Below are 21,230 nucleotides of genomic sequence, written 5' to 3' on the forward strand. Positions count from 1 at the left end.
TTAGCATCTGTAATGGTCCAAACGATCGAACTCGATGACGACCTCGTCGAACGTATGAACGGCCACCTCGAAGACGACGAGACCCTTGAGGAGTTCATCGAAGAGCTGGTCTCGATCTACGAGCAGGAGGGGCGATTCCTGCAAGAAGGCGCATAAGAGCGCACTCACGCAGGACACACGGCTCGAGACTGAGAAGAGAGCCCCCCGTCTATAGTCCCAACTGAGACGGGCTGCTGTCCCGATGTCTCGGTGTACCCGCAGGACGGTCGCAGACCCGCCACCGCCATGTGGATGCGCCGAGATACCGTGACAGCAGACTGTATGATCCGACCGGTCTCTGAGGGCGAACGGTGGTTCAGTACGGTGGCCGCTGTGCCCGGATGACTTCTGCCAGTTCTTGGTGTTCCTCGGCGAGGAGTTCGTTGAGATCGTCGGCCGTGATGATTCCCTCCAAGGCACCGTCTGCAATGACGGGAAGCCGCCGGACACCGTGTTCGCTCATCAGTTCGGTGGCTTCGTAGAAGCCGGCGTCGTGCTCGATCGTCTCGAGGCCGTCCGACATCACGTCTTCAGCGGTCAGTCCATCCGGATCTGTCTGCTCGGCGAGCACCCGCATCGTCAGATCGCGATCAGTGACGATTCCAACTGGCTCGCCGTCAGTAATGACGATGCTCCCGACGTCTTCGTCGTGCATCGTCGCTGCGAGGTCGTGGACGGGTTCGTCAGTTGAAGCTGTAACGACATCACTCCGTGCAAGGTTATCGATAGGCATGGTACCTCTATCATCCGTCCCACAACGAGTGACATAGTGTTTCGCGGTGATCGCGATGACAGTCAACTCGTCTCGACTGCCCCCGACTACACCGAACGTCGATTCGAACACGATGGACAGTACATCAGTCCGTCTCGAACGATCATATACGACTGCTCACAGTGTGGGCACGAACAGCCGAGTGTGACATCCGTTTCACGGGCCAGTCCGCGAATCGTATTTCGCAGCCGTCGTTGTTCGGCTTCGGTCTTCGCTAGTTGTCGTTTCAGCCGCGAGAGTTCTGCAGACACCCGCTGGTCGCGGGTCTTTTCGCCTCTGGATTGGCGTGGTAACATGAATCACAGTACGCGGTGGATCATCAAAAGGGTACGCTAACGTGATACCGGGCCTGAGTGTGGGCAACCTCACTCCCTACTCCTCGAACTCGCGTGCCAGCGGTCACACCGCCTCGCCGTCGCTGTGACATCCCCGAGGACACGACGCGATCGACCGTCAACGACACAACACAGACACCAGCCGAGAGAGCCACGATTCTGCCAGCTGACCGCGGTCGGTTCGCGTGAATCGACTCACGGCCCGGGCTCGATCGGCGTCTGTGGCAGTTGCGATTCTGGCCGTGACTCGAGCGTCACTTCGACCGACTGCTCGTCACCCGACCGCACGACCGTGAGTTCGACCGTGTCACCCGGCGCGGTCTCGAGTGCGAGAGTCGACAACAGCTGTGCCTGGTTCTGAATCTGCTGGCCATCGATGGCGACGATCACGTCGCCGCTGTCAGGGCTATCGACTGTCGCCGACTGGAGGACGCCGTCGGCGGGCGAGTTCGGGACGACCTCCGTGACGAGGACGCCGGTCGCTTCCTCGAGGCCGATCGCGTCGGCGATCTCCGGGCCGACGGGCTGGACGGCGACACCCATGTAGGGGTGCTCGTACGTGCCGTCCTCGATGAGCGCCGGGATGACGCGATTGGCGAGTCGCGGGGAGATGGCAAAGGCGAGTGTCTGGCCGACGCCAGACGAGACGATTCCGTACACGTCGCCCTCGAGGCCCACTAGCGGGCCACCGCTGTTGCCGGGGTTGACCGACGCGTCGGTCTGGATCGCGGCCGGAATCGAGAACCCCGACGGACTGGGCAACACCCGATCGACGCCGCTGATGATTCCCTGCGAGACCGAGGCGTCGAGCCCGAGCGGATTGCCGAGGGCGAGCACCTCCTGTCCGATTGTGGGTTCACGGTCAACGACCGGAAGGCCGGACGCCACATCGGGCATGTTCTCGACGCGCAGGACTGCGAGATCGCTGTACAGATCGGTGCCGACGATCGACGCGGTTCGCCACTCTTCGTTGCTATACTGAATCTCGACGCCATCGTCGCTCGCTGTCTCGACGACGTGGTTGTTGGTCACGACGTGTTGCTCGTCGATGACGAACCCCGATCCGAGACCGCCACTGCCGCGTGGACCGGTGACGGTAACCAGGACGACCGAGTCAATGGTGTCGCGATACACCGCCGTGTACGGACTGTCGACGCCGTCGTCGCCCTCGCCGCTCGACCCGTCTTCGCCGTCCTGTCCGTTCTGTGCGACGCTCGAGCCGAGTCCGATCCCACCGACTGCGACGGTCGCTCCGATCATCCGCAGCGCTCGTCTGCGGGTTGGGTGATCCGAAGACATGGCCATAGCGACCCCGACGAACAGCATAAAAGGGCAACCAGCACACTCACCTGATCGGCGTTCGACCGGTGTCGAACCGTCGCGAGGGCAGTCAGTCAGCGCTCGCCACGAGGCGCTATGCCTCCTATGCCTCCTATGCCTCGTCGAAGAGGTCCTCGCCGTCGACCATGTGCGCCTCGACGGCGTCCATATCGAGCGTGACGCCCAGCCCGGGCGCTTCTGGCACTTCGATATAGCCGTCCTCGATGACAGCCTCCTCGACCAAGTCCTCCCACCAGCCGAGTTCGTAGGAGTGATACTCGACTGCCAACGCGTTCGAGATCGCCGCGCCGACGTGGGCGCTTGCGACCGTCGCGACCGGTGAGGCGACGTTGTGCATCGCGACGGGAACGTAGTAGAGGTCCGCCAGGTCGGCGATCTTCCGGGTCTCGCGCATCCCGCCGACCTTGGGCATATCCGGCGCGATGATGTCGATGGCCTGCTCCTCGAGCAGTCGCCGCTGGCCGTGGGTTCGATACACGTTCTCGCCGACAGTGATCGGGGTCGTCGTCGACTGGGTGACTTCCCGCTGGACATCGTGGTTCTCGGGGGGCACCGGGTCCTCGAGCCACCAGACATCGTACTCCTCTAAGCGCTTCGCGAGCCGTTTGGCGCTGCCAGCCGAAAACGTCCAATGGCAGTCGAAGGCTACGTCGGCCCGGTGGCCGACGCGTTCGGTAACTGCCTCGACGATCGAGGCCTTGTGTTCGATCTCGGCGGGTCGAAGGTGACGGTTCGCGCGGTCCTTCTCGTGGCCGCTTGGCACGTCGAGGTCGAACTTCAGCGCGTCGTAGCCCAGTTCCTCGACGACGCGCTCGGCTTCGTCAGCGCAGGCGATCGGATCGGCTTCCTCCTCGGTGTGACAGTCGCAGTAGACCCGCACCTCGTCGCGGTACTTGCCCCCGAGCAGCTGATAGGCTGGCGTCTCGAGGATCTTCCCGGCTAGATCGTGCAGCGCGACCTCGATGCCCGAAATCGCCGTCACCGTGACGCCGCCAATCGAGCCCTCGCCAGACATCTTCTGGACGAGATGTTCGGTCAGCCGGTCGATGTCTAGCGGGTTCTCTCCCTGCAAGAAGGCTTTCATCCGCTCGATCAGTTCCGGCGCGCCGGCACCCCAGTAGGCCTCGCCAGTGCCGGTGATCCCCGCGTCGGTGTAGATCCGCACGAGCGTCCATGGGAAGTTGCCGTCGACCATCGTCGTCTGCACGTCGGTGATCTCGACATCCCGCCCCTCGCCGCGTTCGCGCGTGACCCCCATCGTCTCGCTCGAGAGGTCCCGCATCGTGTACTCGGCGTTCGGGTCGTGGAGCTGTGAGTAGTCGATGCCCATGGGTTGGCGTTCACTCCTAAGATAGTAATAGTTTCCACCCTCCGTGAGCAAGGTGACCCACACGTGGCCGAGCAGTGAACTACTGCTGGGAAACACGGGGTACACGCCGACCGGAAGGTCACAATCGGATGTGTGTACCCTTGTCATTTATGCTCGCAGGAGAGATAGAATCACCATGGTGGGTGATAACGCACCTGGGCGGCCTGACGACATCGATGAGTGGAATCGGCGGGCGTATCTCGCTGCCACTGCTGGCAGCACCGCAGGAATCGTGTGGTTGAGCGGATGCGTCGATGACACGGGCAATGGTGATAGCGGTGAGGGCGGGACAGACGAAAACGGAGAGGCAGATTCGGAAGCCGAGGAAGAGCTCCCAGAAGGCGTCTCAGAAGAGGAGTTCGAACGCGGCCCGGTGCCGGAAGAATACCGAACGGCGCTGTCGCTCGGTGACGAAGAACGAGATCCCGACGACCTGACCGCGAAAGCGGATGTTGGCTTCTCGGAGTACGACGAGGCCGATGAATACTCGGCACACGAGCCGGGCATGTGCTGTGCAAACTGTGCCGACTACATCCCCGACAAGAACGGCGACACGTTCGGTGCCTGCGCGGAGGTCGAAGGCTACATCGACGGCGCGGATTGGTGTACGATCTACGAGGAACTGCCCGAACCGGCGGTTCCAGACGGGCTATCCGAAGACGAATTGGCCACGGCTGCGGTTCCGGACGAGTACCGAACGGCGACCTCACAGGCTGATGAGGAACGGAACCCCGATGACCTGCAGACGCAAGCGGACGTGAACCTGATGGAGTCCGTCGAGGCGATCGCAGAGGAAGTCACACCCCCTGGCCAGTCCTGTGGGAACTGTGCGGAGTTCATTCCCGATCAGAACGGGGACACATGGGGTGCCTGTGCGAAAGTCGAAGGCTACGTCGCAGTCGAAGACTGGTGTAACCTCTGGGAACACATTAGTGAAGAGGGCTGACCGTGACGACCGGCCACAGCCGGTTCGAGTGACTCTCCCCTCGAGCAATCCGGGATCAGGACCGACATTCCAGCAGCACTCACACGCGCTCGAGTTCGTCGCTAACCCCCTCGAGATCGACGTCTAGTGCCGACGTCGCGGCGAATGCGGCTCGCTTCTCGGCGAGTCGACGGCTGATCGCCTGCGGGCCGACGGCGAACTCGATCCGGATCACGCCCTCGACCGGACGCGAGCAGCCGAGCACGGTGACGGGGCCGATTTCACGGGTGTTCCGGACGTGAGTGCCACCACAGACCGTCACGTCCCACGGGTTCGCCGGCCCGGTCGGTCCGGACAGGCGGGTTTTGTTCTGCGTGTCGGTCTCTTGTTCGATCGTGACGACGCGAACCCGGCCCTTTTCGATGGCACCCTCGTCGGCCTCGGCGTCGAACGCGATCTCGTCGCGCTCGCGTGCCGCCGCGATCGGCATGTCGTCCCACGAAACCGGTCGGGACTCCCAGATCACGTGGTTGACCGTCCCGTCGAGTTCGATCAGCGTCTCGTCGTCGACGGTCGCGTCCGTCTCGAGGTCGACGTGGACCGTCTCCGGGCCGATCTCGAGGCCAGTGTACGAACAGTCCGCGAGCCGCCGGCGTGCGGCCCCCGCGAGGATGTGACTGGCGGTGTGGGCCCGCATGCAGTACATCCGAAACGCCCAGTCGACCGAACACAGCACGCGGTGACCCACCCGAAACGACGGCTCCGTAGCCAGCACGTGAACCGGCTCACCACCGACCAGTTCGACATCGGCGATGTCGATGTCGGCGATCGTCCCGCGATCGGCCGGCTGGCCGCTGCTCGCACCGTAGAAGTGACTGCGCTCGAGCCAGACGCGCCGACCGTCGATAGATGTCACTTCCGTCTCGAACCGCGTGGCATACGGCTCCGCTGCCGCCCGTTGCCCGGTCATCGGTCACAGTCTGTCGGCTGCCGTTAAAAGTCTGCCCGAGGTGACTGTCACCGAATCCGAAAAGAGGTACTTACTCGGACAGCGTCACGTCGAGTCGCTCCTCGAGGGCGTCGATCAGGCCGCCGCCGATGCCAGCCTGGGTCGCACGACCCTGTTCGACGGCGAGAATGTCCGTCTCCGGTGCGCCGAGTTCCGCAGCGAGTTCCTCGCGCTGGAGGCCGGCGTCCCGGCGGGCCTCGACGACGGCTTCGCCGTAGTTCGAGACGAGATACGGGAGCGGATCGTCGTCGTAGTTCGTGCCCTCACTTTCCCAGTGTTCGGAGTCGCCGTCCCAGACCGGGTTCGCTTTCGCGACGTTCTGGGCTGCCTTCTGCGTGCGGCTTGGCTCGTCGGTCGAGCCGCCGTGTGCGTCCCCTTCGCTTCGAGTTCGGTCCCGCTCGTGGGTCTGCGAATCGTCGTGTGGTGCACAGTCCGGACAGACCTCGAGTTCGGCTCCCGCGACCGACGCGAGCCGAAGCGAGTCGCTCTCGGCACCACAGAGTTCGCAGTTCGTCCCGCCACCGCCGCCGGACGAACCGGTCGAATATTTGGCCATGCGACACATTGACCCCTGTCGCATTTTAACCGTTCGGTACAGGGGGCTGCCCGGCGGTATCGACCCGCGAGCGTCGCTCGAGGCCGCGAATTCAGACGGACTGCTGAGAGTCAGTGTCGGTGCATCCGCAGTCTGTCGCAGGGGACGGGACAGAATGACAGCACCCCATCTCAGCGACCGACGTGTTTCCGGATGGTCGCTCGCATCGGTAGCGCGAGCCCACCGAACAGCGGGACGAGGACGAACGCAGCGAGGTCGACTGGCAGCGTAGCCGCGCCCGCTGTGGCAGCGACGAACCCGGCTGCTGGGGCGAGGACGGGCACGACGTACAGATACGACGGCGTCCAGCCGGGCAGCCGCCGCGTGTGGCGAACGATCACGCCGAACAGCAGCGGCATGAGGACCGCTCCCGCGAGCAGTGGCCCGCCAACCAGCGTCGTCGTCGCCCCAAGCGCGAGCGCGACGACGATCGTCTCGTCGATCGTCACTGCCCCCCAGGTATTCTCCCGCCGGACGAGACGCGCCACGAGCAGGGAACCCAGTGCGAGCGCGACCACGCCCGCTAACGCGGCATACCACCGGGTCAGTTCCAGCGGTGGCGCCACGAGTTCGACGCTCTGGACGAACACCACGGTCGTCTCGAGTCCATGGCGACTCTCCGAGAGCAGCGACCAGACGCCAGCCGGATCAGTCCCGGCGGCGCGTACGTCGGCCCAGAGCGATGCAAGCGCCGATTCGTTCGCGAGCGCGAAGTGTGCGAGGCCACCGACGTAGACGAACAGCGAGAGCCAGAGCAGTGGCAGCGAGAAGTTCTGCCGACGCCACCAGCGAGTGACGGGGTTGCCGGTCGTCGTCTCCGGTCGTGACCCGGTCTGCGTGTCCGTCTCGCTCGAGCGACCCGTTCCCCGAGCCGTCCCGCTTGCGGCGTTCGCCGTCCGCCCGTCCGTCTCCGTGTTGTTCCCACCGGCGGCCCCTGTTCCGGTTTGCGTTCCCGTTGCGCTCGAGGCCCCGCTTGCGGTCCCGGCAGACGCCGTTCCTGTCGCCGACCCCGTGCCACCAGCGCTGGTCGTCGTCGACGAGCGACCCGCCGTACTCGAGCCGGCTGTCGCTTGGGAGGTCGCTTTCGTCTCCGATTCAGAATAGCTCAGTTCCGTGTCGTCGGTCTCCTCGTCGTCTCCATCGTCGCTTTTCCAGACGTCGGGCGAGGGCAGGCCACTGGTCCGTTTGGCGACGTAGTCTTTGTGACCGAGTCGGTCGTAGGCCTGTCGTTCGACTGGATCGCCGAGAATATCGTAGGCGGTTTTGACCGCGGTGAACTGGGCCTGTGCGCGGTCGTCGTCGTTCAGGTCGGGATGATAGACCCGGACCTGCTCGCGATAGGCGTCTTTGATTTCGTCCTGGGAGGCGTCGGGAGGGATCTCGAGAAGGTCGTAGAAGTCCTCTGTCATATGAGCGTGGAGACGATGTCGTCTGTACCGTGATTGTTGGGGAGGGGTTATAATTTCAATGTTCTTTTCGGTTCGGATTCTTGCCACTCGTCAGTCGGCTGTCGCTGTGGCTGTGTCAGCCGTCGGAAGCGGCTTCCTCATGAGAAATCGGTCAGCGACGACTGCCCGACCGAGCGATCGTCACTGGCTGGCTTCTCGGCGGGCGACTCGCCAGCAGAATCGGACCCTGAGGCGTCCCCGCTTCGCTCCCAGCTCTCGAGGCTGGCCTGATCGGTAGCCGCGAACTCGAGGTTCGCCACGCGAACGCCGAGTTTGCGGACGGGTGCGGTCTCGAACTCGGTAAAAAGGTCGCGAGCGATGCGGTCGACGAGGTCCGGGTCGTCGACCGGCCCGGGCAGCGATCGCTCGCGTGTGTTGATATCGTACGGCGGCGTGACGGCTTTGACGCCGATCGTCCGGTAGAGCGCGCCTTCTCGCTGAGCGCGATCCGCGACGGCCGCCGCGAGGGTCTCGATCTGCTCGTACTTCGGACTCGGCTCCGTGACCGGCTCGGCGAACGCCGACTCCCGGGAAAAGCTCTTGGGATCGCCTTTCGGCTCGACGCGGCGGTCGTCCTCGCCGCGGGCGCGGTCGTACAACTCCCGGCCCCGCTCGCCGAAGCGCTCGACCAGCGGCACCGGCTCGGTCGCAGCGACGTCGCCAGCCGTCTCGAGGCCCATCTCCCGAAGCTCGCGGGCAGTTACGGGACCGACGCCGTGGAGGAGATCGACCTCGAGCGGGGCCAGAAAGTCACGGACCTCGCCGGGCTCGACGACGGTCAACCCGTCGGGTTTGTCGAAGTCGCTGGCGATCTTGGCCGCGCTCATCGTCGGGGCGACGCCGACGCTGACGGTGACGCCGACCTCGCGGCGGATGCGGTCTTTGATGTGACGGGCGAAGCCGTCCGCGACCTCCCAGGCCGTGCGGTCGGTCACGTCGAGGTAGGCCTCGTCGATGCTGACCTCGCGGACCACGTCGGCACAGTCGTGGAGAATCTCGCGGACGTCGACCGCGACCGACTCGTAGTAGTCCATGTCCACGGGTCGGTAGTAGCCGGTATCCGCACGCTCGAGGTCGTCAAGGTCGCCAGCTTCGTACGCCGCGCGCCTGGGAAGCCGCTCGAGGGCCGTCGAGATGGCCTGGGCGCTCTCGACGCCGAACTCGCGGGCCTCGTAGCTGGCGGTCGCGACCGCGCCGACGGTCTCGCCGGCCTCGTAGCCCATGCCGACGACGAGGGGCTCGCCGCGCAACTCGGGGTCGCGCAGTCGCTCACAGGAAGCATAGAAACAGTCGGCGTCGACGTGACAGACGATGCGATCCTCGTCGTCCTCGCGTTCGACGCCCGGCAACCGCGGGCCATCGGACATTCGTCTACCCGTCGGTTCGTGCGAACAGACGTGAACGTTGCGCCCCAATGGAGGGGACGGGGCCGTTCACGACGGTGGCGACTACACCTCGTAGGCCATCATCACTTCGTCGACGTACTCGTCGTCGATCGTGTAGTGATCCTTGCGGATCGCCTCGGTGTTCCACCCGTGTGCGGTCAGGAACTCGAGCGCGCCGTCGTTGACGACCGGCACGCTGTTGTAGACTTTGCGGTAGCCGTTGGCTTCGGCCCACTCGATTCCCCGCTGTAAGAGCGTGCTCCCGATGCCATGTCCCCGGTAGGCTTTGCGGACGCCGACGGTCTGCTGGGCGACTTCGCGAACCGGATCGACCTGGTGGAGATCGAGGTGAGTCCAGCCGACGACATCGCCGTCGACGGTCGCGACGAAGAATACCCGGGACTCCACTGCGTTGTGTCTGCTGACGGTGTCGTCGTACAGGAGCTGCTCGGCGATCGTCTCGGCGACGACGTAGGTCTCCTCTGCGGTGACGTCCCGGATGGTCTCGATGAGACCGTCGAAATCCTGCTGGCGCGCTGGCCGGACGGTGACGGTGAACTCGCCCAGGTCGTGCTTTTCGATGGCCCCGAACTCGAGTGCGATCCGGAGCGTCCCACCGTCCTCTTCGAGGTAGCCGTCCGTTTTCAGCTCCTCGAGCCGGTCCTGAAACTCCTCGGTCGGGAGCGAGACGACATCCCGAAGCTTGTGCCGTTCAACAGTCCCGTGTCGTTCGACGTACTCGTAGATTCGCCTGCTGGCGTCAGACGCAAACGTCGGCCGATCTATCGCGTCCATACGCACTGTATGGAGAGCCACTGCTTATTCCTTGTGTATTGATACCACATACCTAACTAGTCGTCGAGCGATCCGCTAGTGTCCCAGTCGCCGCAGCCGCCGAAAACGCGGTGTTAATTATAGCCGCGCCACTTCTTCCCGCACTCAGTACACTTGAAAAACCGCGTCGGCGGCTCGTCTGCCGAGGCGGTCTGCTTGAGGGTGTACCACGCCTCCTCGTTGCCACACTCGTCGCAGATCACGTCGGTCGCCTTCGGTTTGCCCTCGAAGTTCGCGTTCTCGTCGGATTCGATCACGTCATCGTCGGTCTGTGACTCGGTCGTGACGAACGCGTCTTCCTGCTCGCGATCCCGTTCGCTCGAGGCCCCACAGTCGTCGTTCGTACAGACCATGCGGTCGCCCTGGGCTTTCATCATCGAGCCGCAGTCGTCGCAGAATTGCATATCGGTCGACTACGGACTCGGCACGCAAAAACGCACCACTTCGTTCGATCCGTGTTAGTCCGGGCGCTCGAGTGCTTCGTCCTCGAGGACGAACGGACAATCTGCAACCCGAAACGTCGTCATCGACGGAACCGCGAGGATCTCGGACCCATCGCGGGTACACGCGAGAGCGGGTGGGTCCGCGAAGTGTTCACAGCCGTGGCAGTACGACCCCTTCTCGACCTCGCGGATCTCGCGATCGCCCGACCGGTCTGGAATCTCGGTCTCGGTCGCGTCGGGATCGTCGGTCTCGAGTTGCGCCCAGAGTTGGTCGGCGTCGAGTTCGTCACCATCGTTTCGGTCGAACGAATCGTCATGCGGCGTCGGTCGATCGCTCGGGTCCGCTTCGGTCTCGTCGATCAGGGCCTCGGTTTCGTCGTGGGTGAGTTCCGTTCCGTCCGCGTTGGCTGGGTCTTCGTCATCGTCGTGACTCGAGGTGTCGGTCATCGATCGTCGCCTCTGAACGCTGTCGGCCCCGCGACGCTTTCGCAAGCGTCAGTGCGGCCTGCGGATGTAGCGGCGGTGATCGTGACGGCCAGCCGGTCGTCGACCGTGGCTGGCAATGCAAACGAGACACCACCCTCGTCGTAGTTCTGGCCCGACATGCGTTCTCGTAGGAACATCAGTCGGATAAGCATTTGTGCCAGCGGGGCTCCGATCGCTGTCCGCATCCGGCGCTTCAGCGCTATCGAATCTTTCGAACGTTGCTGATGTCGAAGCCACCGTCGTGGATCTCGGTCTCGAACCGGACGATGTTCTCGTCCTCAAGTCGGGAGAGCACGCCGCGAAACTGCTCGACGACGAGCGTTCGGGACCGCTCGGAGCCTCCGGACTCCCACTCGAACAGCAGCGTGCCGTCGGTCGCCTCCTTGAGCCGCCCCAGATCGGTCGGCTCGAGGGGGTCCGAGTTGATCAGCAACAAGATCACGCCGCCCCAGCGGTGTGACGCCCGTTTGAGCCCTTTCAACAGGACGGTCAGATCCGAGAGATCGAGTCGATCGTCGGCCAGCGCGATGAGGTCGGTCAGCGAGTCGATCACGACGAGGTTACCCGTCGCGTGTTCGGTCAGGTAGTCACCCAGCGCTTCGAGGACGTCGGTGCGCTCGTTATGCGTGCCGAGTTCGGTGATGTCGGCCATCCCGTCGGCGTACCAGTCGGTCGGGACCGGCGTCAGTTGGAAGTACTCCTCGGCGAGTTCGACGAAGGAGACGTCGTCCACCCCCGACCGGACCAGGTCCTCGTCCATGACGACTTCCATCTCGTCGACGATGGCGCGTCGTTCGTCCGTAAACGAGACGTAGTGGACGGCGTCAGGGACCGTCACTTCCGGCTCGAGGTCGCCGTAGTAGAGGTCGAACAGGTCGGCGTCGGTTTCGACGAGGCCGTTCATCGCGGCGCTGGTGTAACAGAACTCGCGTGCGCCGGCTCCGGATTCACCGGCGAGCAAGACGACGCTCCCCACGGGTGCGCCACCGCCGATGATCCGGTCGAGCCGCGAGATTCCAAGCGGCATCCGCTCCATACGGGTTCGTTCGGTCGGATCGGCTTACCAATTGTGGGCCAACGTTTTACCAAGGGACATCGCAAGCGAGGCGCTGTGTCCCTCGGTAAAAGGTTGCTCAAAAACCTCCTCTCTCCCTTACAGGTCGGCTGTCGGCCCGCTCGCTCAGCCTGTCTCACGGCCTTTGGCCGCTCGACTGTTCGCGGTGCGTCGGGCACGGCTTCGCTCGCGGATGCACCACTCTACTACTGCTCCGCTATCTGCGACTATCGCTGTTCGTCGTCCGTCCGAACGCGAGCCCCGGTTCGTGCCGCTTCTGTGAGAATTACTCGTCCCTCGAGCCCGCGCTCGGCGAGTGCGTCTCGCGCCGCGGCCTCGGCTTCCGCGGCGTGGGCAACGTCGGTGACGCCGTAGACGACGGGCCCCCACGACGACTGGCCGACGCCCGACAGCACCGGACAGCTCTCGAGCGATTCGACGAGCGCGCCCGCAGGCGGCCGAAAGACACCGCCCTGCGCGTCGGCGTACCAGACGCCGTTCTTGCGACCGATTTCCGCGATCGCCTCGCCGAAGGCCTCGAGCCGGCCCGCGGCGGCGGCTGGCAGTAGTTTCCGGATGACGACGCAGGCGATCTCGTCGGCGACGGCGGGATCGGCGCGTTCGACGACCGCGCGCATACTCGCATCCTCGTCGTCGCCGCTGCGACCGGGGTCGGCGTCGGGAACGACGACGAGGAATCGCCACTCTTTGGGCAGGTCGTGGCGGGCGACGACCGGCGGGACCGTCCAGTCGCCTTCGGCCGGTGGCTCGGTGGTAAACCGGTTCGTCGGGTGGCCGGCGTCGACGACGAACCCCCCCTCCTCGAAGGTCGCGACGCCGACGCCGCTGCGACCGCCCCGCCCCATCGCCGGGGCGTGTTCGCGGACACGTGGCTCGAGGCCGTGGGCCCGCGCCGTCGCCGTCAACACGGTCAGCGCCAGCTGGGTGCCGCTGCCTAAGCCGACGTGGCGGGGCAGCGATTCCTCGAGCGTGACCGCGACGCCGGGAACGGAGAGCACGTCCGCGGCTCGGCGTGCGTATCTGTCGACCAGCGGATCGTCGGTCGCGATGTCGGCGGCCGGTTCGGCGATGACGGTCACCCGCGGCTCCTCGAGGCCGACGCCGATGCCGCCGTAGAGACGCTCGCGGGCGAGCGAGAGGTTCTGGAAGCCAACGTGGAGTCGTGCGCCCACGCTGACGGTCGCGGTCGTCATGATCGGTATCTTGCTCCCGGCTATGGAGGCCCCCGGGAAGGGGGTTTCGACGGTGGCAACGACTGACGACGGCTCGCCAGCGGGACAGTTCGGGAAGGCGAACCGAACGACATTCCCGGGTCTCGATCCGAACGCGTTCGGTAGAACCGCTGTCCCGGGAAGGGCTGACCGAGAAGGGGTGACTTATGCCCTTTCAACGTAAGGTCTGACTATGAGCGGCGATAGCGAGTTCGACTATGGCAAAGACGAGGCATTGCGGAGCCGCGAGGTGACCGAGGGCGCAGAGAAGGCCCCACACCGCGCGATGTTCCGTGCGATGGGATTCGACGACGAGGACTTCGGTGCGCCGATGATCGGCGTGCCGAACCCGGCAGCGGACATCACGCCGTGTAACGTCCACCTGGACGACGTCGCCGAGTCCGCGCTCGACGGGATCGACGAGGCCGGCGGGATGCCCATCGAGTTCGGGACGATCACGATCTCGGACGCGATCTCGATGGGGACAGAAGGGATGAAAGCCTCGCTGATCTCCCGCGAGATGATCGCCGACTCCGTCGAACTGGTCTCCTTTGGCGAGCGCATGGACGGGCTGGTCACCATCGGCGGCTGTGACAAGAACATGCCCGGAATGATGATGGCCTCGATCCGGACGGACCTCCCCAGTGTCTTCCTCTACGGTGGCTCGATCATGCCCGGCGAACACGAGGGCCGCGAGGTCACCGTCCAGAACGTCTTCGAGGGCGTCGGGGCCGTCGCCGACGGCGAGATGTCCAACGAAGAACTCGACGAGATGGAGCGCCACGCCTGTCCCGGCGCGGGCTCGTGTGGTGGGATGTTCACCGCCAACACGATGGCCTCGATCTCGGAGGCACTCGGCTTTGCCCCGCTGGGCAGCGCCAGCCCGCCCGCCGAGGCCGAGTCGCGCTACGACGTCGCCCGCGAGGCCGGCGAACTGGCCGTCGAGGTCGTCGAAGCACAGCGCAAGCCCTCCGACTTCCTCACCAAGGAGTCCTTCGAGAACGCCATCGCGCTGCAGGTCGCCATCGGCGGCTCGACCAACGCCGTCCTCCACCTGCTGGCGATGGCCGCTGAAGCCGGCATCGACCTCGAGATCGAGGAGTTCGACGAGGTCAGCCAGCGCACCCCCAAGATCGCCAACCTCCAGCCCGGCGGCACGCGGGTGATGCAGGACCTCCACGAAGTCGGTGGCGTCCCGGTCGTCCTGAATGCCCTCTACGAGGCCGACCTGCTCCACGGCGACGCGCTGACCGTCACGGGCAACACGATCGGCGAGGAACTCGAGCGCCTCGACCCGCCGTCGATCGACGAGCTCGACGCCGAGTTCCTCTACACCGTCGACGAGCCCAAAGACGAGCAGGGTGCCATCCGCATCCTGACCGGCAACCTCGCACCCGGCGGCTCCGTCCTCAAGGTGACTGGCGACGACGACCTCCACCACGAAGGCCCCGTCCGCGTCTTCGAAGACGAGGAAAACGCCATGCAGTACGTCCAAGAGGGACACGTCGAAACCGGCGACGTGATCGCCATCCGCAACGAAGGGCCACAGGGCGGGCCCGGTATGCGCGAGATGCTGGGCGTCACAAGCGCGGTCGCCGGCCAGGGCCACGCCGAGGACGTCGCGCTCATCACCGACGGTCGCTTCTCCGGTGCGACGCGCGGGTTCTCGATCGGCCACGTCGCCCCCGAGGCGTTCGCCGGCGGCCCGATCGGCCTCATCGAGGACGGTGACGTGATCACCATCGACATCGAAGACCGCACGCTCGAGGTCGATCTCACGGACGAGGAACTCGAGGCGCGCCGCGAGGAGTGGGACCAGCCCGATCCCAACTACGAGACCGGCGTCTTGGCGAAGTTCGGCCGTGACTTCGGATCGGCGGAAAACGGTGCCGTGACCAACCCCGGCGTCAAAGACGACTAAGCGCGACGCTCGAGTGCCCTCGATGCCGCGGGTGCCGGTCGAAGCCGTTCCCCTTCCATTTCCTGCACGGGTCTTTCCCGCCGTTGTGAACGATTACCAGCTAGATACACAGATGTGCAAATACTGCCTCGAGTGTGGCTGGCACTGCAGTACTGCTGACGGTTACACGGAAAAAGAGGTCTCCGAGAAGGCGATCGAGCACTTCGTCGAGACGGGACACACCGTCGAGTCGCTCCGGTTGCCGCCGCCGGTCGTCCTCGAGAATTGACACCGTCCGCAACCCGAGCTTATCCGCGCCGCTCGAGAATTCGGTCGATGATCAGTCGCGTCGAGAGCAGCTGGTCGCCGTCGGTCGGCTCGCCGGGGCTTGCCCTGCGAACCTCGCAGTCGATGCCGCGGCGCTCGAGTTCCGAGCGAATCGCCTCGTCGTCGTGGTGCTGGTCGTGACCGAGTGCGATCACGTCGGGATCGAGTTCCTCGATCGGGACGAAGATGTCTTCTTCGTGGCCAAGGATTGCCTCGTCGACGGCCTCGAGTGCGTCGACGACATCGCGTCGCTGTGTCGCGGGACAGATGGGTTTCGCCTTGTGGTCGACGTTTGCCTTGCGGGCGACGATGACGTACAGTTCGTCGCCCATCGCGGCAGCCTCCTCCAGATAGTGGACGTGGCCAGGGTGGAGGATGTCGAAGGTCCCCTGTGCGATAACCGTCCGCGTCATGACTGTCTCACGCTCGGTTCCGTCGTCGGTCGGGATGGCATCGTCTCGAGCATACAAGATCTCATCATCGCAGTTCCTCGTCGATATCCGCCTGCGTGAAATCGAAGAAGTCCTCGGTCTCTGGCAACTCGACGTCGAGGACGTTCAACTGGGTCGGGCTGCCCTGGGAGTCGAAGGCTTTCCAGTCCGTTCGGCGGTAGGGCGCGCCGATGATGACGTGGACGCTGCCCCGACCGAACGTGTCCAGGTCCGCGTTACTCGGGCTGATCACGCCGTTGGGATGGGAATGAATGCTTCCCAGTGCCTTCACGTCGTTTGGAATCTGGTTCGTCTTGACCGTCGCGCTGACGCTGTTGGTCTCAGTGCCCGGCACCACGAGGATGTCCGTGATAACCAGACCGTCGCGATCGAGGTCCAGACGGGCCGCCTCGGTCCCCCGGAGAAACCCCATGTACTCGTTTGGATGGGTTTCCTCGGAGGACTCGAGGGCGAACTCGAGGGTTTCCTCGGCAATGCCGAGGATCTCGCTCGAGCGAAACAGCGAATCGAACAGCCCCATGTCACTCCCTGGGGCTTTGCGAGTGCTAAACGTTCCGATGCCGCTGGCTCCCGATCCCGTTCGCTGGCCCAAGACAAACCGTGTGGGCTATCCCCCATCGGGGGCGGCGTTCATCGAAATGAGCCCGTCGATCTCGCCGCGTAGCACCACCTCGTCGTCTTCGTCGGTGCAGACCGCCGAACTCTCCACGTCGTAGTAGCCGTCATGTTCGGTCACCGACTCGAGACGCACCGTACAGGAGATCCGGTCGCCAGTGTAGACTGGCTGGACGAACTCGAAGGTCATGCTCCGTGCGAGATAGCGGAGGTCGCCGCCGATCTTCGTCGGCAGCGTCGCGGTGAGCAGCCCCTGAACGGTCAGCCGACCCAGTTCGTCGGGCTCGGTGTGGATCGGCTGCTGGTCGCCCGAGAGTTCGCCGAACTCGCGAACGTCCTCGTGATCGAAGGTCCGTTCGAACGTGTACTCGTCGCCCGCTTCGGGCGGGTGTGACACATCCATGCACGGATAGTGCCGATGGGTGCTCTTGTAGCTACTGTTCACTGCGACCTCGAGACCGGCGACTCGAGGTGCCATCCCTTCTTGACAAGGGTTATACGCGACCGCCTCCAACCAGCAGATCAAGATGACACGTGACTCCGCCGGGGAACCCGGCGCAGACGACGGGGATTCCGTCGTCTACGATCTCGCTCCTGACTGTACCGCCGAAGATGTCGAGCAAGACCGTCCCTATCTCGCCGAAATCAACGGTATCGTCGACTACGGCGTCTTCGTCGATCTCTCCGATTCCGTCTCCGGGCTCGTCCACGAGTCCGTCCTCGAGGGCACCTACGCCGTCGGCGACGAACTCGTCGTCGAACTCGAGAGCGTCCGTGAGAACGGCGATATGGCCTTCGAACCCGTCGATATCGACGACTACTCGGTCGAAGAAGTCGGCCACGACTACTCGCTGACCGGCACCCACCGCCTCGAGGACAACCTCGGCGAACAGATCCACCTCGAGGGCGAGGTCACACAGGTCAAACAGACCGGCGGCCCGACGATCTTCCACGTCGCCGACGAGAACGGCGTCGTGCCCTGTGCTGCCTTCGAGGAGGCCGGCGTTCGTGCCTACCCCGCCATCGAGATCGGCGACGTCGTTCGCGTCACCGGCGCGCCGGAACACCGCGAGGACTCGGTCCAGATCGAGGTCGACGGCCTCTCGAAACTTGAGGGCGAGGACGCCGCCGAGGCTCGCGAACGGCTCGAGGACGCCCTCGAAGCCCGCGCCGAACCCCATGAGGTCGCCCCACTGATCGACTGGCCAGCGTTCGAGAAACTGCGCCCCAATCTCGAAGAAGTCGCCCGGCTGCTCCGCCGGACAGTGCTGGAGGGCCGCCCCATCCGCGTGCGACACCACGCCGACGGCGACGGGATGTGCGCCGCCGTCCCCGTCCAGATCGCTCTCGAGCGCTTTATCGCCGACGTCCACGAAGACGAGGACGCACCGCGCCACCTCATCAAGCGCCTGCCCGCGAAAGCGCCGTTCTACGAGATGGAAGACGCGACGCGTGACCTGAACTTCGCGCTCGAGGACCGCGAGAAACACGGCCAGCAACTCCCCCTTCTGTTGATGCTGGACAACGGCTCGACGGCAGAGGACGTCCCGGCCTACGAGACGCTGGCCCACTACGACATCCCGATCGCGGTCGTCGACCACCACCACCCCGACCCCGATGCCGTCGAGGACCTGCTCGACGCCCACGTCAATCCCTACCTCCACGACGAGGACTACCGGATCACGACGGGCATGCTCTGTGTCGAACTCGCGCGGATGATCTACCCCGATCTCACCGACGAACTTCGTCACATTCCCGCCGTCGCCGGCATCTCGGACCGCTCGAAGGCCGACGCGATGGACGACTACCTCGAGCTCGCTGCCGAAGAAGGCTACGACGAGGATCGTCTCCAGGACGTCAGCGAGGCGCTCGACTACGCCGCGTTCTGGCTCCGATATAACTCCGGCGACCAGCTGATCGAAGACCTGCTCCAGATCGCCAGCGATGACGAAGCGCGCCACCGCGAACTGGTCGAGTTCTTCGCCGAGCGCGGTCGCGAAGAAGTCGACGAACAGCTCGAGGCCGCGATGCCCCATCTCGAGCACGAGACGCTCGATAACGGCGCACACCTCTACCGGATCGACGTCGAGAACTACGCCCACCGGTTTACCTACCCCGCACCGGGCAAGACCACCGGCGAGATCCACGACCGCAAGATCGAGGAGACCGGTGACCCGGTGATCACGGTCGGATACGGCCCAGACTTCGCCGTGCTCCGCAGTGACGGCGTCCGCCTCGACATCCCCAACATGGTCTCGGAACTCGAGGCCGAGATCGCGGGCGGCGGCGTCTCCGGCGGCGGCCACCTCGTCGTCGGTTCGATCAAGTTCGTCTCCGGCAAGCGCGAGGAAGTCATCGACGCCTTGGTCGAAAAGATGGCCGAGGCAGACATCGACGAAGCGCTCTCGAGTGCGGCCCCGATCGACGACTGACGTACACACCGTTCTACGCCTGCTTTTCGACGCGCCCGTCCGACAGTCAGACAGCCACAGGTTTCACGGAGCTGATGGGTATCTATCCGAAATAGCCCGGCTGCGACGGGAGCGACGCCGATGACACTCGGCCTCTGAGGTCAAACGCTACACGTCAGCCGTCCAGTGGAAGGAAACGTGGCTGTCGAGCAGCGGCTGGACACGGAAGGCAAAAATCGAGGGACGATTGGAGGCTGATACAGGTGCCGGCACTACTGCCGGGAGTCAGTATGATGCGTAGTCAGTTCTCGAGGGGCCAGTGCTCGCGTTAGTCAGCGCCCTGGCGCGGCATGTAGCCACAGTCGGCACAGACGAGCGACTCGTAACGGGCCGAGAGCTCGCTCGAGCAGTTGGGGCAGTGGTATTCGGCGTCAGGTGAACGCTGTGCGATTGCCATGTATGAGCCGACGAAGCGAGCGTTAATAAGCCCGTTCATTCTGAGAATGAAAGTGTATTGTAGGCCTAGAACACACCTCGAGAGCGGAAATCCGTGCACATCGGTGACAGTGTCCCCATCCGTGGTCGGCGGTAGGCAGCCGTCAACCGTGTGACGATCGGCGGGCCGAACTGACGTCAGAACTGGTAGCGGCGCTCGTCGTCCATCGACGGATACTGGTCTGCGCCGGTCATCTCCTCGAAGGTCATCCCCGAGAGGTATTCGTCGTAGGTCACGTCGTAGGCCGTCCGCAGCTGGAAATCGAGTTTGCCGGTGTCGACGGTCGACTGAAAGAGCATGTGGATCGCCCGGCGGACGAGTTCGTCAGTCTCCTCGGGCTCGAGGGCCGTCTCGAGCAAGGCGAGTTCGTTTCGCGTCTCGCGGTCGAGCGAGACGGCCAGTTCGTCGCCAATGTCCGAATACGAGTCCGTCACGTCGTCGGTCAGGTCATCGAGACTCATACGGGAGGGGACTCGAGCGGGCCGGATAGGCCTTTCCAGTCGCGACGACGGCGGACGGTCGCGCTCGGCGGGCAGGCGCAGGTGGCGACCCCGCCGACGAAGTGCGACACCCACTTACAGCCGACAGTCCAACTCCCGCCGATGACAGCAGAGGCCCAAGAGTGGGGGGTTCCCGACGATCTCGAGGCCGTTCGCGAGGCGCTAATCGCGTGGTACGAGGCCGACCATCGCGACTTTCCGTGGCGACAGACCGACGATCCCTACGCGATCCTCGTCAGCGAGGTGATGAGCCAGCAGACCCAACTCGGTCGCGTCGTCGAGGCCTGGAACGCTTTCCTCGAGCGCTGGCCGACGACTGCCGATCTGGCCGATGCCGACCGCGCGGATGTCGTCGGCTTCTGGACGGGCCACAGCCTCGGGTACAACAATCGGGCGAAATACCTCCACGAAGCCGCCCAGCAGGTCGAAACTGAGTATGATGGCGAGTTCCCCGAAACGCCCGACGAACTGCAGGAGTTGATGGGTGTCGGGCCATACACCGCCAACGCGGTCGCGAGTTTCGCGTTCAACAACGGCGACGCGGTCGTCGATACGAACGTCAAACGCGTGCTCTATCGGGCCTTCGACGTGCCGGACGACGACACGGCTTTCGAAGAAGCCGCCAACGACCTCATGCCAACCGACCGTTCGCGGGTCTGGAACAACGCCGTCATGGAACTGGGTGGCGTCGCCTGCGAGGGGACACCGCGCTGTGACGAGGCTGGCTGTCCGTGGCGCGAGTGGTGTGGTGCCTACGCCAGCGGCGATTTCACCGCACCCGACGTTCCCACCCAGCCGAGTTTCGAGGGAAGCCGCCGGCAGTTCCGCGGTCGCGTGATCGCCACGCTGCGAGAGTACGACGAACTCGAGCTCGATACACTCGGGCATCGGGTTCGCGTCGACTACACACCAAACGGCGAGTACGGTCGCGAGTGGCTCGAGGGGCTGCTCACTGATCTCGAGTCGGATGGACTCGTCGAACTCGACCGCGATGAGGCCAGCCTCGTCGCGCGGCTCCGCCGGTAAGCCGTCACAGGTAGCGAGAAGAAACGCCGCACAGCCTGTATTCCCTGTCAGCCAATTTTTTCGTTGGCTGTTCTGATCAAGGATACGGGGCTACTTGTAAGTAACCGGTACTTACAGGAAGTGAGAACGGTTGATAAATCACGGTCCGCTCACTGCCCTCGGAAATGATTGGTTGCGTATGATTTAGCAGCCAGAGACACACTATTGCTGAGTGACAACTGTCGGCTGCCGCCGAA

The 21,230-nt window shown here is 64.4% G+C and carries 24 protein-coding genes; 6 read left to right on the plus strand and 18 right to left on the minus strand.

The features are described 5' to 3' along the window. The first annotated feature begins 12 nt into the window (after nt 1–12). Nucleotides 13–156, plus strand: coding sequence for a hypothetical protein (locus ACERI1_RS13280; protein ID WP_373618714.1), 144 nt, complete (start codon nt 13–15; stop codon nt 154–156). Between the two features lie 199 nt (nt 157–355). Here ACERI1_RS13280 and ACERI1_RS13285 read toward each other — a convergent pair whose 3' ends face one another. The 3 genes from ACERI1_RS13285 to ACERI1_RS13295 form a co-directional block, all read right to left on the minus strand. Then, entirely contained in the window at nt 356–772 is a 417-nt protein-coding gene (locus ACERI1_RS13285; protein WP_373618715.1) for a CBS domain-containing protein, read from the minus strand. 569 nt (nt 773–1,341) lie between these two features. Continuing rightward, nucleotides 1,342–2,445 carry a S1C family serine protease gene (locus ACERI1_RS13290; protein ID WP_373618716.1) on the minus strand — a complete coding sequence of 368 codons (1,104 nt, stop codon included), beginning with the start codon at nt 2,443–2,445 and terminating at the stop codon, nt 1,342–1,344. Between the two features lie 133 nt (nt 2,446–2,578). After that, nucleotides 2,579–3,817, minus strand: coding sequence for a mandelate racemase/muconate lactonizing enzyme family protein (locus ACERI1_RS13295; RefSeq protein WP_373618717.1), 1,239 nt, complete (start codon nt 3,815–3,817; stop codon nt 2,579–2,581). A 175-nt stretch (nt 3,818–3,992) separates the two neighbouring features. On the opposite strand from ACERI1_RS13295, the gene ACERI1_RS13300 reads away from it, so the two are divergent. Next, nucleotides 3,993–4,802 carry a high-potential iron-sulfur protein gene (locus tag ACERI1_RS13300; protein WP_373618718.1) on the plus strand — a complete coding sequence of 270 codons (810 nt, stop codon included), beginning with the start codon at nt 3,993–3,995 and terminating at the stop codon, nt 4,800–4,802. Nucleotides 4,803–4,881: 79 nt separating this feature from the next. Here ACERI1_RS13300 and ACERI1_RS13305 read toward each other — a convergent pair whose 3' ends face one another. The 10 genes from ACERI1_RS13305 to ACERI1_RS13350 form a co-directional block, all read right to left on the minus strand. Continuing rightward, nucleotides 4,882–5,751, minus strand: a complete 870-nt coding sequence (locus tag ACERI1_RS13305; RefSeq protein WP_373618720.1) for an alanyl-tRNA editing protein — start codon at nt 5,749–5,751, stop codon at nt 4,882–4,884. Between the two features lie 70 nt (nt 5,752–5,821). Then, nucleotides 5,822–6,346, minus strand: coding sequence for a multiprotein-bridging factor 1 family protein (locus ACERI1_RS13310; protein WP_373618722.1), 525 nt, complete (start codon nt 6,344–6,346; stop codon nt 5,822–5,824). 170 nt (nt 6,347–6,516) lie between these two features. After that, a complete protein-coding gene (locus tag ACERI1_RS13315; protein WP_373618723.1) occupies nt 6,517–7,794 on the minus strand; it encodes a DnaJ domain-containing protein in 1,278 nt (425 codons plus the stop codon). Nucleotides 7,795–7,931: 137 nt separating this feature from the next. Beyond that, on the minus strand, nt 7,932–9,200 hold the full coding sequence (gene dinB / locus ACERI1_RS13320; RefSeq protein ID WP_373618725.1) for a DNA polymerase IV: 1,269 nt from the start codon (nt 9,198–9,200) through the stop codon (nt 7,932–7,934). A gap of 81 nt (nt 9,201–9,281) precedes the next feature. Continuing rightward, the gene (locus tag ACERI1_RS13325; RefSeq protein WP_373618726.1) at nt 9,282–10,013 is read right to left on the minus strand and encodes an N-acetyltransferase family protein; all 732 of its coding nucleotides are present in this window, start codon (nt 10,011–10,013) and stop codon (nt 9,282–9,284) included. A gap of 113 nt (nt 10,014–10,126) precedes the next feature. Beyond that, entirely contained in the window at nt 10,127–10,456 is a 330-nt protein-coding gene (locus ACERI1_RS13330) for a transcription factor S (RefSeq protein WP_373618727.1), read from the minus strand. A 54-nt stretch (nt 10,457–10,510) separates the two neighbouring features. After that, on the minus strand, nt 10,511–10,942 hold the full coding sequence (locus ACERI1_RS13335) for a hypothetical protein (protein ID WP_373618728.1): 432 nt from the start codon (nt 10,940–10,942) through the stop codon (nt 10,511–10,513). Continuing rightward, entirely contained in the window at nt 10,939–11,100 is a 162-nt protein-coding gene (locus tag ACERI1_RS13340; protein WP_373618730.1) for a hypothetical protein, read from the minus strand. The genes ACERI1_RS13335 and ACERI1_RS13340 overlap by 4 nt, the downstream gene beginning before the upstream one ends. Nucleotides 11,101–11,180: 80 nt before the next feature. Beyond that, entirely contained in the window at nt 11,181–12,017 is an 837-nt protein-coding gene (locus ACERI1_RS13345) for an RAD55 family ATPase (protein WP_373618732.1), read from the minus strand. Between the two features lie 245 nt (nt 12,018–12,262). After that, the gene (locus ACERI1_RS13350) at nt 12,263–13,249 is read right to left on the minus strand and encodes a beta-ribofuranosylaminobenzene 5'-phosphate synthase family protein (RefSeq protein ID WP_373618734.1); all 987 of its coding nucleotides are present in this window, start codon (nt 13,247–13,249) and stop codon (nt 12,263–12,265) included. Nucleotides 13,250–13,460: 211 nt separating this feature from the next. Here ACERI1_RS13350 and ilvD point away from each other — a divergent pair, with 211 nt between their 5' ends. Next, a complete protein-coding gene (gene ilvD, locus ACERI1_RS13355) occupies nt 13,461–15,188 on the plus strand; it encodes a dihydroxy-acid dehydratase (protein ID WP_373618735.1) in 1,728 nt (575 codons plus the stop codon). A gap of 112 nt (nt 15,189–15,300) precedes the next feature. Continuing rightward, entirely contained in the window at nt 15,301–15,456 is a 156-nt protein-coding gene (locus tag ACERI1_RS13360) for a hypothetical protein (protein WP_373618737.1), read from the plus strand. A 19-nt stretch (nt 15,457–15,475) separates the two neighbouring features. Here ACERI1_RS13360 and ACERI1_RS13365 read toward each other — a convergent pair whose 3' ends face one another. From ACERI1_RS13365 to ACERI1_RS13375, 3 genes are all read right to left on the minus strand, one after another. Continuing rightward, entirely contained in the window at nt 15,476–15,907 is a 432-nt protein-coding gene (locus ACERI1_RS13365) for an adenylyltransferase/cytidyltransferase family protein (protein WP_373619013.1), read from the minus strand. 64 nt (nt 15,908–15,971) lie between these two features. Beyond that, nucleotides 15,972–16,466: a Mov34/MPN/PAD-1 family protein gene (locus ACERI1_RS13370; RefSeq protein ID WP_373618738.1), complete on the minus strand. Its 495-nt coding sequence runs from the start codon at nt 16,464–16,466 to the stop codon at nt 15,972–15,974. Nucleotides 16,467–16,553: 87 nt separating this feature from the next. Continuing rightward, nucleotides 16,554–16,964: a MaoC/PaaZ C-terminal domain-containing protein gene (locus ACERI1_RS13375; protein WP_373618740.1), complete on the minus strand. Its 411-nt coding sequence runs from the start codon at nt 16,962–16,964 to the stop codon at nt 16,554–16,556. A gap of 124 nt (nt 16,965–17,088) precedes the next feature. Between ACERI1_RS13375 and ACERI1_RS13380 the strand changes: the two genes are divergently transcribed. Continuing rightward, a complete protein-coding gene (locus ACERI1_RS13380; RefSeq protein WP_373618742.1) occupies nt 17,089–18,993 on the plus strand; it encodes a DHH family phosphoesterase in 1,905 nt (634 codons plus the stop codon). Between the two features lie 307 nt (nt 18,994–19,300). Here ACERI1_RS13380 and ACERI1_RS13385 read toward each other — a convergent pair whose 3' ends face one another. Beyond that, the gene (locus tag ACERI1_RS13385; RefSeq protein WP_373618743.1) at nt 19,301–19,429 is read right to left on the minus strand and encodes a hypothetical protein; all 129 of its coding nucleotides are present in this window, start codon (nt 19,427–19,429) and stop codon (nt 19,301–19,303) included. A gap of 176 nt (nt 19,430–19,605) precedes the next feature. Continuing rightward, nucleotides 19,606–19,929 (minus strand): hypothetical protein, encoded by a 324-nt coding sequence (locus ACERI1_RS13390; protein ID WP_373618744.1) that lies wholly within the window; start codon nt 19,927–19,929, stop codon nt 19,606–19,608. 141 nt (nt 19,930–20,070) lie between these two features. On the opposite strand from ACERI1_RS13390, the gene ACERI1_RS13395 reads away from it, so the two are divergent. Continuing rightward, nucleotides 20,071–20,994, plus strand: a complete 924-nt coding sequence (locus ACERI1_RS13395; RefSeq protein WP_373618746.1) for an A/G-specific adenine glycosylase — start codon at nt 20,071–20,073, stop codon at nt 20,992–20,994. Nucleotides 20,995–21,230 lie beyond the last annotated feature (236 nt).

It is taken from the genome of Natrinema sp. HArc-T2 (genome assembly GCF_041821085.1).
Lineage (GTDB): Archaea > Halobacteriota > Halobacteria > Halobacteriales > Natrialbaceae > Natrinema.